Origin of the sequence: Bradyrhizobium betae (assembly GCF_050632175.1) — a bacterium.
GTDB lineage: Bacteria > Pseudomonadota > Alphaproteobacteria > Rhizobiales > Xanthobacteraceae > Bradyrhizobium > Bradyrhizobium betae_B.
Map to the genome: position 1 here is coordinate 37223 of NZ_CP192576.1, position 13039 is coordinate 50261.

Consider the following 13039-nt stretch of genomic DNA (forward strand, 5'->3'; position numbering starts at 1 on the left):
AATGTCATGGCTGCTCCGCTCGACGGATTGAAGGTTCTCGACATCGCGACGATCATCGCCGCGCCGTTTGCCGCAACATTGCTGGCGGACTACGGCGCCGAGGTGCTCAAGATCGAGATGCCCGGACACGGCGACGGCGTGCGATCGTTTCCGCCGTTCAAGGACGGCAAGCCGCTGTGGTGGAAAGCCGCCAACCGCAACAAGAAGTTCGCCACCCTCGATCTCCGCACGCCGGATGGACTTGCGCTGTTCAAGCAGCTGCTTCCGCGTTTCGACGTGCTGATCGAGAATTTCCGTCCGGGAACGCTCGATCGATGGGGCTTGTCAAGGGAGGTGCTGTGGTCGATCCAGCCGCGCCTCGTGATCCTGCGCGCCACCGCCTTCGGGCAGGATGGCCCCTACCGCGAGCGACCCGGCTTTGCGCGCATCTTCGAGGCCATGGGCGGGCTCACCTACATCACCGGCGAGAGCGACGGCGAACCGACCCACCCCGGATACCCGATCGGGGATTCGATTGGTGGCCTGTTCGGCGCTGTCGGCGTGCTCGCGGCGCTGTGGAAACGGGCGCGCGATCCGGATGCGCCCGGCGAGGAGATCGACCTCGCGCTCACTGAAGCCGTCTTCCGGCTGCTCGACGTCCTCGCCATCGAGCACGACCAGCTCGGCTCCGTTCGCGGCCGCATCGGCAACGCCAACGGCTATTCGGCCCCGGCCGCCGTGTTCCGGACCAGTGACAATCACTGGGTGACGCTCGCAGGCTCGACCAACGCACTCTATGCAGCGAACTGCCGGGCGATCGGGCGGCCCGATCTCATCGACGATCCGCGCTTCGCCAGCAACGACCAGCGCGTCGCGCACGCCGGCGAGCTCAACGACGTCTTCGCCGCCTGGTGCGCCGCGCATCCCCTCGACGAAGTCCTCGCGAAATTCAACGCTGCGCAGGGCACGCTCGCACCGATCTATGCGATCGACCAGATCGCGGGCGATCCGCAAGTGGTGGCGCGCGAGGTTATCACGCGCGTCGCGGACAAGGATTTCGGCACCGTCGCCATGACCAACGTCGTTCCGCGCTTCACCGTCGACCCCGCGCGCTTGCGTCACGCCGCCGGCGACATCGGCCAGGACAATCGCGAGGTCTACCGGGATTGGCTCGGCCTCTCGGACGGAGAGATCGCGCAGCTCACCGAGCGAAAGGTGATCTGACGTCGAAACAAGACAATAACAACAAGACAATAACAAAAGGGAGGAAGAGAACAGTGGCATCATTCAAGGTCACACGCCGAGCGCTGCTGGGCACACTCGCAGGCGGGCTTGCTGCCGGCTCGGGCCTGACGGCGCGCGCCGAGGACGCCTGGCCGTCGCGCATGGTTCGGCTGATCTCGCCCTACGGGCCCGGCGGCTCCAACGACATCTCGCTGCGCCTGCTGGCTGAAGAGTTCGGCCGCAGCCTGCACCAGCAGTTCATCGTCGAAAACAAGCCGGGCGCGGGCACACGCATCGCAAACGATCTCGTCGCGCATGCGCCTGGCGATGGTTATACGATTCTCTACGCTGCCGCGCCCTATGCCACCGCGGAAGCATTGTTTGGCAAGCTGACTTACGACCGCGCGGATCTCCAGCCGGTCGCGATGACGGTGCTCGCACCGCTGTTCCTGATCATCAGCGCCGATGCGCCGTTCAAGACCTTGCCGGAACTGATCGCCTACGGCAAATCCAGGCCCGACGGCCTGACCTTCGCATCGCCCGGCGCCGGCTCGCAGCCGCATCTCGCCGGCGAGCTCCTGTTCCGGGATGCCGGCGTCAAGGGCCTCAACATTCCGTTCCGCGGCGACGCGGCCTCCTACACCGAGCTGCTTGCCGGCCGCGTCGACGCCACGCTGACGGCGCTGCCGACCGCGCTGCCCTATATCCAGAGCGGCAAGTTCATCGTGCTTGGCGTCGCCTCACCCGAGCGCAGCGCGCTCTATCCGCAGGCGCCAACCCTGCGCGAGCAGGGCTTTCCCAACGTGGCTGCCGCCGGCTGGTACGGCTTCATGGTGCCATCGACGACGCCGCGCGCGATCGTCGACAAGCTGCAGGCCGAAGTCCTGCGCGCGCTCGCCGTGCCCGCGATCAAGGACAGGCTGACCGCCCAGGGCCTCGAGGTGCGCGCCGGCAGCGCCGCCGAATTCGGCCAGTTCATCGACAGCGAGACCAAGAAATGGACGGGGCTGATCCGCGACGCCGGCCTCAAGGGCGAATGACTGTCACGAACGGGGAATGGACATGAAAAACGCATTCATCAAACGCACCGCCGCCTCCGCGCTGGTTCTCGCGCTGTCGATCGCCGCCGCTCAAGCCCAGAAGAAATACGATCCGGGCGCCTCCGACACCCAGATCAAGGTCGGCCAGACCGTGCCGCTCAGCGGTCCGGCATCGGCCTATGCCGTGATCGGCAAGACCCAGGCCGCCTACATGAAGATGATCAACGACGAGGGCGGCGTGAACGGCCGCAAGGTCGAGCTGATCCAGTATGACGACGCCTATTCGCCGCCGAAGACCGTTGAGCAGACCCGCAGGCTGGTCGAGAGCGACGAGGTGCTGCTGACCTTCCAGATCATCGGCACGGCGCCGAACGTCGCCGTGCAGAAATATCTCAACGCCAAGAAGGTCCCGCAACTGTTCGCGGCGACGGGCGCCGCGCGCTTCACCGATCCGAAGAACTTTCCCTGGACCATGGGATTCAACCCGTCCTACCTCGTCGAAGGGCGGATCTATGCGCAATACCTCCTGAAGAACCATCCCAACGCGAAAATCGGCGTGCTCTACCAGAACGACGATCTCGGCAAGGACTACCTCGCCGGCCTCAAGGCGGGGCTCGGCGACAAGGCGAAGATGGTCGTGGCCGAGACCTCCTACGAGATCACCGAGCCGACGATCGATTCCCAGATCCTGCGCCTGAAGGACGCCGGTGCGGACGTGCTGTTCAGCGCCACCACGCCGAAACAGGCGGCGCAGGCGATCAAGAAGGTCGCCGAGATCGGCTGGAAGCCGCTGCACATCATCGACATCAACGCCTCCTCGGTCAGCGCCGTGCTGAAGCCCGCCGGGCTCGACAACGCCAAGGGGGTGGTGAGTGTCGGCTATGTCAAGGATTCCGCCGATCCCGAATGGAAGGACGATCCCGGCATGAAGCGCTATCTCGCCTTCATGTCGAAATACTATCCGGACGGCGACAAGGATTCGAACCTGAACGTCTACGGCTACATCACCGCACAGCTTCTGGTGCAGGTGCTGAAGCAATGCGGCGACGATCTTACCCGCGAGAACGTGATGCGTCAGGCCGCCAATCTCAGGAACATCCAGCTCGACCTGACGCTCCCCGGCATCTCGGTGACGACGACGCCGACCGACTACCGCGTCAATAAGCAGTTCCAGATGGTGCAGTTCGACGGCCAGCGCTGGCAGAAGCTCGGCGGCATCGTCGCGGATGAGGCGAAGGAGTGAAGGCTGCGCGTGAAGCGCGCTCCTGCCGTCTCATCCGTCATGGCCTGGCTTGACGATTGAGACGGCGGGTTACGTCTTCATCCCGCCCACATAGGCCGCCAGCTTGTCCAGCGTCTGGTAGCCGTATTCGACGGCACCGAAGCCGATCATGCCGTCGCGCTGCGCGGCGCTCGAGGCCAGTTGCCGCATCATCAGCACGGTCTTGCCGTTGCTCTGCTCGGCGAACGTGACGGTGAAGCGGAACATGCCGGGATCCTCGTCCTGGTCGACACCGTGGTCCATCTCCATCAAGGACGGCCGCTCGATGCGGCGAAAGCGCATCCGGTTCGGATAGACCGTGCCGTCGGGGCCGATCATGTTGAAGCGCCAGACCCCGCCGACGCGGACGTCGATCTCGAAGGTCTCGACCTCGAAGCCCTTCGGGCCGAACCATTGCGGCAGATGCTTCGGGTCGGACCACGCCTCGAACACCAGATCGCGCGGCGCGTCGATCACGCGCGACATCACGATCTCGCGGTCGAGCGACCATTGCGACAGGGCGGGATTGGCAGAGCTCGTCATCACTTGGCACCTTTCCGTTTGCGTGTTCGGGACGGCTTTGCAGCCGGCTCCCTCTCCTTCTTGAGCTTCATCACGTAGGCCTCGAACCGGTCGAGCCGCGCCTCCCAGATCGCGCGCTGCTGCTGGAACCAGTCTTCCGCACCAAGGAGCGCGTCGGGACTGAGGCGGCAGGTGCGCACGCGGCCGGACTTCTCCGACTGCACGAGCCCGCTCGTTTCCAGCACATGGATGTGTTTCATCAGGCTCGGCAGCGCCATGTCGAAGGGATCGGCGAGCTCGCCGACCGACGCCTCGCCGGCGCAGAGCCGCATCACGATCGCCCGCCGCGTGGGATCGGCAAGGGCCGCGAAAACCTGATCGAGCCGGGATAATTGGTTAGCCATGAAGCTAACTATAAAGGCGCTATTCTCAGGCGTCAACGATTGTTAGCCGATGGGCTAAGTTGAATTGTTGGCGCGTAGCCCGGATGGAGCGCAGCGCAATCCGGGATTCTCGCCACAAACGACGACCGCCCCGGATTGCGCGACGCTCCATCCGGGCTACGGCAAGACGAATCTGCGCGCCGGCTCACACCGAGCGCGTCAATCCGCCGTCGACGCGGATGTTCTGGCCGGTGATGTAGGCGGCGCCGTCTGACGCCAGGAACGCGATCGTCGCCGCGATCTCCTCGACCTTGCCGTAGCGCTTCATCGGCACGCTGTCGCGGCGCGCATCGGTTTGCGGCAGGCTGTCGATCCAGCCCGGCAGCACGTTGTTCATGCGGATGTTGTCGGCGGCATGGGTGTCGGTGAAGATCTTCGTGAAGGCGGCAAGGCCGGCCCGGAACACCGCGGAGGTCGGAAACATCGCGCTTGGCTCGAACGCCCAGGCGGTCGAGATGTTGATGATGACGCCGGCCTTCTGCGCCAGCATCACCGGCGTCACCAGCCGGGTCGGACGGATCACATTGAGCAGATAGGTGTCGAGGCCGGTGTGCCACTGCTCGTCGGTGATCTCGGTGATTGCGGCGCGTGGACCGTGGCCGGCGCTGTTGACGAGGACGTCGATGCGTCCCCACTTCGCCATCGCGCCGTCGACGAGACGTTTCAGATCGTCGTTCGACGTGTTGGAGCCGGTGATGCCGAGCCCGCCGAGTTCTGCCGCCAGTGCCTCACCTTTGCCGGAGGACGACAGGATCGCGACGCGAAAGCCGTCGGCCGCGAGCCTCCGCGCAGCCCCCGCCCCCATGCCGCTGCCGCCGGCGGTGACGAGTGCGACCTTCTCTGCTGCCATGCCTGATCATCCCAGTGTTGAGGCGAGCCCGGTTTCAGTCTGTTATGGCCCGGCCTATCATCAGGCCTTCTACCGCCGGACCTGCCGGCAGGTCCACCGCCGAAGGCATGCCCAATGAGCGATTTGCAGATCCGCAATTTGCGTCCCGAGGAGATCGCCCTCGCGGTCGACTGGGCCGCGGCCGAGGGCTGGAATCCCGGCCATTCCGACGCCGCCTGTTTCGCCATTCCCGATGCGACGGGCTTCTTCGTCGGCGAGATCGACGGCGAGCCGGTCGCCACCGTCTCCTGCGTCAATTACGATGATCGCTTCGCCTTCCTCGGCTTCTACATCGTGCGCTCAGGCTTGCGCGGTGCGGGCCACGGCCTGCGCATCTGGAACGCCGCGATCGCGCATGCGGGTGCCCGGGTGATCGGGCTCGACGGCGTCGTGGCACAGCAGGACAATTACAGAAGGTCGGGCTTTCAGTTCGCCTACGCCAACATCCGCTATGGCGGCACCCTCACCGCCTCTGCGAAGCCGCCCGCCGATCTCGTCGCGCTCGACACGATCCCGTTCGCGCTCGTGGAAGCCGATGATTGCACGGTTTTCCCGGCTCCGCGCAGTGCGTTCCTGCGGGCCTGGATCACGACATCGGGTCATGTCGGCCGCGCGCTGATGCGCGATGGCAGGCCTGCCGCGTGGGGCGTGATCCGGCCGTGCCGGAGCGGCCACAAGATCGGCCCGCTCGTCGCCGATGACCGCGCGTCGGCAGAGGCGGTCGTGCAGGCCTTGCTCACGAGCACAGGCGGCGGCGAAGTTTTCCTCGACGTTCCCGCCGTCAACCACGGAGCCATCGCGCTTGCGGAGGCGCTCGGCCTCAAGCCGGTGTTCGAGACGGCGCGGATGTACACGGGGCCGATCGCGCCGCTGCGGATCGACCGCGTCTTCGGCGTGACCAGCTTCGAGCTCGGCTAGCTGAGCGGAGCGCGCCGCTCAGTAACAGCGCATGATGTTGACGGTGTGCTCACCGCCGCCGCGGCCGGGCACGGTCACCTGCTCCGTCGGGCAACTCGGCACATAGGGCCGGTCGGACGGCACCACGTTCGGCGGGAAGCGATGGGTCCAATCCCAGGGAACGTCATAGGTGTAGGTGTAGCGGATATCGGTCGAGGCCGGCTGCCCGGCATCGACGAAGGGCTGGTTGTAGCCGGCATTGTCGTAGAAGAACCCGCCACCGCCCGGCCAGTAGACCCAGGGATTGTTGCGGCCGCGGAAACGGGCGCCCGGCGAAATCGGCGGACGTGCCACCGGACCGGACGGCGCAGCGGCTGTTGCAACACCATGCGGTGCGCCGCCGCCGGGCCGGGCAAAACTGTCGCTGGGAGCAAGGAGAAGCGCCGCTGCGCTGAACGAGGCGGCGAGCGCCCCAATTGATCTGGACATCATGATACGCACCAACTCGTTTGGCTTCGCAGGCTCCCCACCGCACGCTAGGCCGGGCCCTCAGCCCCCGCAAACCTATAATTAATTATTGGTTAAGGCACGGGATTAACAGGGAACCCGGTGCGGCAAGACGCGCCCCCTCGCCCCCGCTCCATCCGGCCTACGAGATGTTGAGTTGCCCGACGGGCAAAACACGCCATCCATGGGTCGAGATGGATCGGCAAAAATATTCCCCTTTACCGAAATTCGGAAACGGCGTATGTAGCGCGCACTCCGGCCCAACGACAAGGGGCGTATCGCGATCGTCACGAACGCGGGCCGGATGGCGGTGGACGTGGGTCACGTCGACGCGGAGGGTTTTGCAGGGCGGGCAACCGTGAGCGAAGCCGCCGCGCACACGATCGGTGTGATCTGCGTACGGCAAAATCGTGTGGTCCTGGCGCCCGCAGGCTGGCGTCAAGCGTTGCGGTGATACGTGATGCCCAACCGGGCACGCGCATCAGCCATCCGCAAGGCGACGGGGGCAAGAGTGCATCGCTCCCCGAGGAGAGTACGACATAAGCCGTCAAACCACTGCGCAGGGAAGGCCGGATGTCTGGCTACACCTGTATGCCGCTGTGCAGCCTCTTGTAGCGCAAACCTTCGCACAGTGGACCGTGGGTGCCCGGCCGGCACCCGGCCTTCCCTGCACCCTCTTTCAATCGAGGGTGAAGCGAGATCCAAAGCTCGGGCGAAACACGCCGCGAGGATGCGAAGGTGTGTCCACAATGAAGACGCGATTGAGTGGAGCGACGCCGTCACCATGTACTCCGTCATTGCGAGCGCAGCGAAGCAATCCAGAAATGCATTTGCGGAAAGATTCTGGATTGCTTCGCTGCGCTCGCAATGACGAGGATGATACAGTTGCGCGCGAAAACCTGGGTCACGTGCCCCGGACGCTACGCGGCAACGCAAAAAAGCGTTGCAGCGCGTCTGGGACACGGAAAGAAAATGACGAGTCCGTGAGAACGAGCGCTCTCCCCAGCCCTCTTGCATGGCGCACGCCCTTGTAACAAAACCGTCACACAGCGAAACTAAACGATGCCGGGGGCCGCGACCGCGGCCATTCGCCTCACCGCAGGAGAGACTTGATGCGCCGTTCACTGGTGTTGCTGTCCGCCGGATTGACCGTGCTGTCCGCCGGATTTGCCTCCGCCCAGAACAACACGCCCCGCAACCTGATCCTGTTCATTCCCGACGGACTGCGCGCGCTGAAGGTCACACCCGAAACGGCACCCGCAATGGCGGAGGTTCGCGACAAGGGTGTCAACTTCAAGAACCCGCACTCGCTCTTCCCCACCTTCACCATGGCCAATGGCTCGGCGATGTCGACCGGCCATTATCTCGGCGACACCGGCGTGTTCTCCAACACGATCTGGACCAACTATACTTCGGTCCCGGCCGGCAACACCGTGGTGCCCTTCATCGAGAACGACGCCGTGCTCGGCGACATCGACGAGCATTTCAAGGGCGACTATCTCAACGAAGAGACCATTCTGAAATTGGCCCGCGACAAGGGCTACAGCACCGCTGCGCTGGGCAAGCATGGCCCGACCTACCAGTTCGACCATACCGACAAGCCCGAAAAGCCCGGCCTGCATTCGGTCGTGTTCGACGATGCGACGGGCGGCAAGAACGGCGTGGCGCTGTCGGACGAGGTCAAGGCGGCACTGACCAAGGCCGGCCTTCCCCTCGCCACGCCGCCGCGCGGCGACAACAGCAAGGCGGGCGATGCCAAGACGCCCGGCACCGTCGTCGCCAACGTGGCGCAGCAGGCCTATTTCGCCGACGTCGCCGCCAAGGTGGTGCTGCCGATGTTCAAGGCGCGCAACAAGCCGTTCGTGCTGGTGTTCTGGTCGCGCGACCCCGACGGCAGCCAGCACAACACCGGCGACAGCCTCAACCAGATCCTGCCCGGCATCAACGGGCCGACCTCGATGGCCGGGATCAGGAACGCCGACAACAACCTCGCGCAGCTCCGCAAGGCGCTTGACGAGCTCGGCCTCACTGCCACCACCAACATCATGGTGCAGGCCGACCACGGCTTCTCGACCATCTCCAAGGAAAGCAAGACCAGCCCCTCGGCCAAGGTCAGCTACGACGACACGCCGAAGGACTTCCTGCCGATGGGCTTTCTGGCGATCGACCTTGCCAAGGCGCTCGACCTGCCGCTGTTCGATCCCAATGACAAGAATGCCAAGGTCGAAGGCAACAAGCATCCGAGGGCCGGCAATGGCGTGCTCGGCAAGGATCCGGAGAAGCCCGATCTCGTCGTCGCCACCAATGGCGGCTCGGACCTGGTTTACCTGCCGAACAAGGACAAGAAGCTGGCAGCGAAAACGATCAAGGCGCTGCTCGATCAAGACTACGTCTCAGGCCTGTTCGTCGAGGATTCGCTCGGCCGATTCCCGGGCACGCTGCCGCTGTCGAGCATCAACCTGCGCGGCAAGTCGGCGACGCCGACGCCATCGATCGTGGTCAACTTCCGCTCCTATGCCAGCGAATGCGGCGAGGCGCCGACCAACTGCTCGGTACAGGTCGCCGACACCGTGCTGCGCCAGGGCCAGGGCATGCATGGCAGCTTCAGCCGCGGCGACACCATGAACTTCATGGCCGCCATCGGTCCGGACTTCAAGGCCGGTTATGTCAGCGAGATTCCGGTCAGCAATGCCGACGTCGGCATGACCGCCGCCCAGCTCCTCGGCCTGCGCGGCTCGCAGAACGGCGGCCTCGTCGGCCGCGTGATGTCCGAGGCGCTGCCCAACGGCATCGTGCCGAAGGCGTACAAGAGCGTCGAGAGGTCGAAGAAGAAGTCCGAGAACGGTCTGGAGACCGTGCTCAACGTGCAGCGCGTCGGCAGCCAGCGTTATTTCGACGCCGCCGGCTTCCCGGGCCGCACGCTCGGCCTCGAGCCGGATGGCGGCAAACAAAAAACGGCGGGGAAATAACCCCGCCGCTTGCGCTCGCGCCCTGCAAGGGGCGCGAGATTCTTCAGTATTGAAATCTTACATGCCGATGTCGAACACGTTCGGCAACTGGCCCGCCAGAGGCAGCGCGGTGGCGCCGAGGAACATGGCCACCATCGCCATCAGGCGACGGTTGTTCTGGCGCTTGCCGCGCATCTGGCCGGCAATCCACTCCAGCATCTCGCTGTTGACCTTGGAGCCATAGGACGGCGCCCAGCTCTCGATGTCGGACTCGGCCGACAGCGCGACGCTGCGCGGCGGCACCTTCAGGCCCGAGGCGCTGGCGGCATAATGGGCCACGGCCTTGGCAAGCAAATCGTCGAACCGGCCACCGTCGGTGCGCTCGGTCGCGGCCTCGTTGATCTCGAACAGCGCTTCGGCTTCGGCGCGGCTGACCGGCTGGCCGTTGACGGCCGTAGCGGTGAGGATGCGGGTGCACCAGGCGGTGTCATCGGCATCGAGCGAGCGGGAAAAGTGGACCCGGCCCTTGGTGGTCGGGCCTTCGCCCGTGATCACGCCGTCGCGCACGATGGTGAGTGCATGAGCCGCGGTATCGCGGCAGGACGGTTCGAGGGACGGCGACTCAACAGACATATGCGCAGCGGCGGACATTAGTTCACTTCCAGATTTCTTCTGACCGACCAGCATTTTCATGCGGGCGTAAAGGGGTGGTTAATGATTGGATACGGGGATCGCGACTTTTCTCGATGGTTGCCAATTGGTCGCTATGACGATCGTTTTGGTTCCGTGAAACGTCGGGCCAGCGTGATGCAAGTCATAAAAGGCTTTATCGCGGCAAGCGAGACCGTGCGTCCACGGTGAAGATGTTTCGTCGCAGGCGCGGCTGTAACAGAAAGGTGCTAGGAGATCGGCCCTTCAAAGAAGGAATTCACATTTTACTTGAGGCGGTTCACTTGACGTTCACATGGCGTCGGACAACGCCTATACTGACGGCGACGACCGCGAATGAATTCACAAGCAAATTCAATGCGATGAGGTAAAATCATGACACTTCCGATCGGCGCCACCGCTCCTGACTTCGAAGCCGAGACCACCGAAGGCAAGATCAAGTTTCACGACTGGATCGGCAACAGCTGGGCGCTGCTGTTCTCGCACCCGAAGGACTTCACGCCGGTGTGTACGACGGAGCTCGGCGCTCTCGCCAAGTTGAAGCCGGAATTCGACAAGCGCGGCGTCAAGCTGATGGGTCTCTCGGTCGATCCGGTCGATCGCCACGCCAAATGGTCGGAGGACATCAAGGAGACCCAGGGCGCTGCGCCGAACTTCCCGATGATTGCCGACACCGACTACAACGTCTCCAAGCTCTACGGCATGCTGCCGGCCGCGATCTCGGGCGATCCCCTCGTCCGCACCGCCGCCGACAACCAGACCGTCCGCAACGTCTTCGTCATCGGTCCCGACAAGAAGATCAAGCTGGTGCTGGTCTATCCGATGACCACGGGGCGGAACTTCCAGGAAATCCTGCGCGTCATCGACTCGCTCCAGCTCACGTCCAAGCACCGCGTCGCGACGCCGGCCGACTGGTCGCAGGGTGAGGACGTGATCATCGCAGGCTCGGTCTCCAACGACGAGGCCAAGACGATCTATCCGCAGGGCTGGAAAGAGCCGAAGCCCTACATCCGCATCGTGCCGCAGCCGAAATAAGCTCTGGCCGTTGCGCCGGGCAGCAGCCAAGCATCACCCCGGGGCGCATATCCCCGGGATGATTGATCTGCAGATGAAACTCTGCCCCCGTGTCCCGTATATTGAGAACCCCTCAAGGCGACACATCCTCGATCATGCCAAGCCCGCCGCCGGTCATCGTCTGGTTCCGCGATGATCTCCGCCTGTCCGACCATCCTGCCCTCCATGCCGCCGCGAAATCGGGAGCGCCGGTCGTCTGCCTCTATGTGCTCGATGACGCGGCCGGGCGTGCGCCGGGCGGCGCGGCGCGCTGGTGGCTGGCGCAATCGCTGCGGGCGCTCGGCGCCGACATCGCAACGCGCGGCTCGTCCCTGATCCTGCGCAAGGGACTGGCGGCCAGGGTGATCCCCGAGGTCGCGCGCGAGAGCGGAGCCGCTGCGGTCTACTGGAACGGGATCGCGCAGGTGCCGCATCAGGCGGTCGAGAAGGCGCTCGAAGCGGCGCTGGCAAAGCTCGGCGTCGACTCGCACATCCTCCCAGGCGACCTCCTCGCCCCGCCCTCGGCGATCCGCACCAAGGAAGGCCGGGGCCTGCGCGTATTCACCCCGTTCTGGCGCCGCGTGCTGGCGCTCGGCGATCCACCCAAGCCCCTGCCCGCACCGAAGGCGCTCTATGCGGGTCCGAAGATCACCGGCGATGCGCTGGAGAGCTGGGAGCTCGAGCCGAGCCAGCCCGATTGGGCCGGCGGCCTGCGCGAGAGCTGGACGCCCGGCGAGGCATCCGCGCGGACGCGCCTGCGCGACTTCCTCAAGCACACCGCGCACAGCTATGCCGGCGATCGCGACCGCCCGGACAGGGAAGGCACCTCGAGACTCTCCCCGCATTTGAGGTTCGGCGAGCTCAGCCCGCGCCAGGTCTGGCACGCCGCGCGGTTCGCTGCGGCCGAGACCCCCGCGATCGGCACCGGCGTCGACAAGTTCCTGAGCGAGCTCGGCTGGCGCGAGTTCTGCCGTCACCTGCTCCACGATCACCCCGACCTCGCCACCGAAAACCTGCAGGCGAATTTCGACGGCTTCCCTGGAAGTCCGACGAGACAGCGCTCGCCGCCTGGCAGCGCGGGTGCACCGGCTACCCCATCGTCGATGCGGGTCTGCGCGAGCTCTGGCACACCGGCGTGATGCACAACCGCGTCCGGATGGTGGTGGCGTCCTTCCTGGTCAAACATCTCCTGATCGACTGGCGCGAAGGCGAGAGCTGGTTCTGGGACACGCTGGTCGATGCGGATGTCGGCAGCAATCCCGCCAACTGGCAATGGGTCGCCGGCTGCGGCGCTGACGCCGCGCCCTACTTCCGCGTGTTCAATCCGATTCTCCAGGGCGAGAAGTTCGATCCTGACGGAACCTATGTCAGGCGCTGGGTGCCGGAGCTGAAGGACCTGCCGGCCAAGCTGATCCATCAACCCTGGCAGGCGACGCCGATCGAGCTTGCAAGCGCGGGCGTGACGCTTGGCAAGACCTATCCGCAACCGATCGTCGATCATGCCAGGGGCGCGAACGCGCGCTCGCCGCCTATGCGAAGATCCGCAAAGGTTGAGCGTTGCTTTGACACAATTTTGAAACCCGCTATCGTCACGGCTCCATACAAAC

At 64.8% G+C, this 13039-nt stretch carries 11 protein-coding genes and 1 pseudogene; 7 read left to right on the forward strand and 5 right to left on the reverse strand.

Translation table 11 applies throughout. From position 1 onward, the window contains the following. Window positions 1-6: 6 nt before the first annotated feature. Genes ACQ86E_RS00175 through ACQ86E_RS00185 form a run of 3 tightly spaced genes read left to right on the forward strand, consistent with a single transcriptional unit; the run spans window position 7 to window position 3486 of the window. The gene (locus ACQ86E_RS00175) at window positions 7-1203 is read left to right on the forward strand and encodes a CaiB/BaiF CoA transferase family protein (protein ID WP_431203714.1); all 1197 of its coding nucleotides are present in this window, start codon (window positions 7-9) and stop codon (window positions 1201-1203) included. A 53-nt stretch (window positions 1204-1256) separates the two neighbouring features. Continuing rightward, window positions 1257-2243 (forward strand): Bug family tripartite tricarboxylate transporter substrate binding protein, encoded by a 987-nt coding sequence (locus ACQ86E_RS00180; protein ID WP_431203715.1) that lies wholly within the window; start codon window positions 1257-1259, stop codon window positions 2241-2243. A gap of 22 nt (window positions 2244-2265) precedes the next feature. Further along, window positions 2266-3486 (forward strand): ABC transporter substrate-binding protein, encoded by a 1221-nt coding sequence (locus ACQ86E_RS00185; protein WP_431203716.1) that lies wholly within the window; start codon window positions 2266-2268, stop codon window positions 3484-3486. A gap of 69 nt (window positions 3487-3555) precedes the next feature. On the opposite strand, the gene ACQ86E_RS00190 is transcribed toward ACQ86E_RS00185, so the two are convergent. The 3 genes from ACQ86E_RS00190 to ACQ86E_RS00200 form a co-directional block, all read right to left on the reverse strand. After that, a complete protein-coding gene (locus ACQ86E_RS00190) occupies window positions 3556-4047 on the reverse strand; it encodes an SRPBCC family protein (RefSeq protein ID WP_431203717.1) in 492 nt (163 codons plus the stop codon). Next, window positions 4047-4430, reverse strand: coding sequence for an ArsR/SmtB family transcription factor (locus ACQ86E_RS00195; protein ID WP_431203718.1), 384 nt, complete (start codon window positions 4428-4430; stop codon window positions 4047-4049). The genes ACQ86E_RS00190 and ACQ86E_RS00195 overlap by 1 nt, the downstream gene beginning before the upstream one ends. A gap of 184 nt (window positions 4431-4614) precedes the next feature. Then, window positions 4615-5319, reverse strand: coding sequence for an SDR family oxidoreductase (locus tag ACQ86E_RS00200; protein ID WP_431203719.1), 705 nt, complete (start codon window positions 5317-5319; stop codon window positions 4615-4617). A gap of 114 nt (window positions 5320-5433) precedes the next feature. Between ACQ86E_RS00200 and ACQ86E_RS00205 the strand changes: the two genes are divergently transcribed. Next, window positions 5434-6276 carry a GNAT family N-acetyltransferase gene (locus tag ACQ86E_RS00205; RefSeq protein WP_431203720.1) on the forward strand — a complete coding sequence of 281 codons (843 nt, stop codon included), beginning with the start codon at window positions 5434-5436 and terminating at the stop codon, window positions 6274-6276. A gap of 18 nt (window positions 6277-6294) precedes the next feature. On the opposite strand, the gene ACQ86E_RS00210 is transcribed toward ACQ86E_RS00205, so the two are convergent. Continuing rightward, window positions 6295-6747 carry a hypothetical protein gene (locus ACQ86E_RS00210; protein ID WP_431203721.1) on the reverse strand — a complete coding sequence of 151 codons (453 nt, stop codon included), beginning with the start codon at window positions 6745-6747 and terminating at the stop codon, window positions 6295-6297. Between the two features lie 1127 nt (window positions 6748-7874). Here ACQ86E_RS00210 and ACQ86E_RS00215 point away from each other — a divergent pair. Continuing rightward, window positions 7875-9731, forward strand: coding sequence for an alkaline phosphatase family protein (locus ACQ86E_RS00215; protein ID WP_431203722.1), 1857 nt, complete (start codon window positions 7875-7877; stop codon window positions 9729-9731). Between the two features lie 57 nt (window positions 9732-9788). On the opposite strand, the gene ACQ86E_RS00220 is transcribed toward ACQ86E_RS00215, so the two are convergent. Beyond that, a complete protein-coding gene (locus ACQ86E_RS00220; protein ID WP_431203723.1) occupies window positions 9789-10361 on the reverse strand; it encodes a hypothetical protein in 573 nt (190 codons plus the stop codon). A 393-nt stretch (window positions 10362-10754) separates the two neighbouring features. On the opposite strand from ACQ86E_RS00220, the gene ACQ86E_RS00225 reads away from it, so the two are divergent. Then, window positions 10755-11414 (forward strand): peroxiredoxin, encoded by a 660-nt coding sequence (locus ACQ86E_RS00225; protein ID WP_431203724.1) that lies wholly within the window; start codon window positions 10755-10757, stop codon window positions 11412-11414. Window positions 11415-11548: 134 nt separating this feature from the next. Beyond that, window positions 11549-12986: pseudogene (locus ACQ86E_RS00230) on the forward strand (cryptochrome/photolyase family protein). Window positions 12987-13039: the final 53 nt, after the last annotated feature.

Coding starts and splice junctions, on each gene's coding strand:
- ACQ86E_RS00220 (WP_431203723.1), bottom strand. CDS start 10,361: ATGTCCGCCGCTGCGCATATGTCTGTTGAGTCGCCGTCCCTCGAACCG.
- ACQ86E_RS00175 (WP_431203714.1), top strand. CDS start 7: ATGGCTGCTCCGCTCGACGGATTGAAGGTTCTCGACATCGCGACGATC.
- ACQ86E_RS00195 (WP_431203718.1), bottom strand. CDS start 4,430: ATGGCTAACCAATTATCCCGGCTCGATCAGGTTTTCGCGGCCCTTGCC.
- ACQ86E_RS00215 (WP_431203722.1), top strand. CDS start 7,875: ATGCGCCGTTCACTGGTGTTGCTGTCCGCCGGATTGACCGTGCTGTCC.
- ACQ86E_RS00205 (WP_431203720.1), top strand. CDS start 5,434: ATGAGCGATTTGCAGATCCGCAATTTGCGTCCCGAGGAGATCGCCCTC.
- ACQ86E_RS00190 (WP_431203717.1), bottom strand. CDS start 4,047: ATGACGAGCTCTGCCAATCCCGCCCTGTCGCAATGGTCGCTCGACCGC.
- ACQ86E_RS00210 (WP_431203721.1), bottom strand. CDS start 6,747: ATGATGTCCAGATCAATTGGGGCGCTCGCCGCCTCGTTCAGCGCAGCG.
- ACQ86E_RS00200 (WP_431203719.1), bottom strand. CDS start 5,319: ATGGCAGCAGAGAAGGTCGCACTCGTCACCGCCGGCGGCAGCGGCATG.
- ACQ86E_RS00225 (WP_431203724.1), top strand. CDS start 10,755: ATGACACTTCCGATCGGCGCCACCGCTCCTGACTTCGAAGCCGAGACC.
- ACQ86E_RS00185 (WP_431203716.1), top strand. CDS start 2,266: ATGAAAAACGCATTCATCAAACGCACCGCCGCCTCCGCGCTGGTTCTC.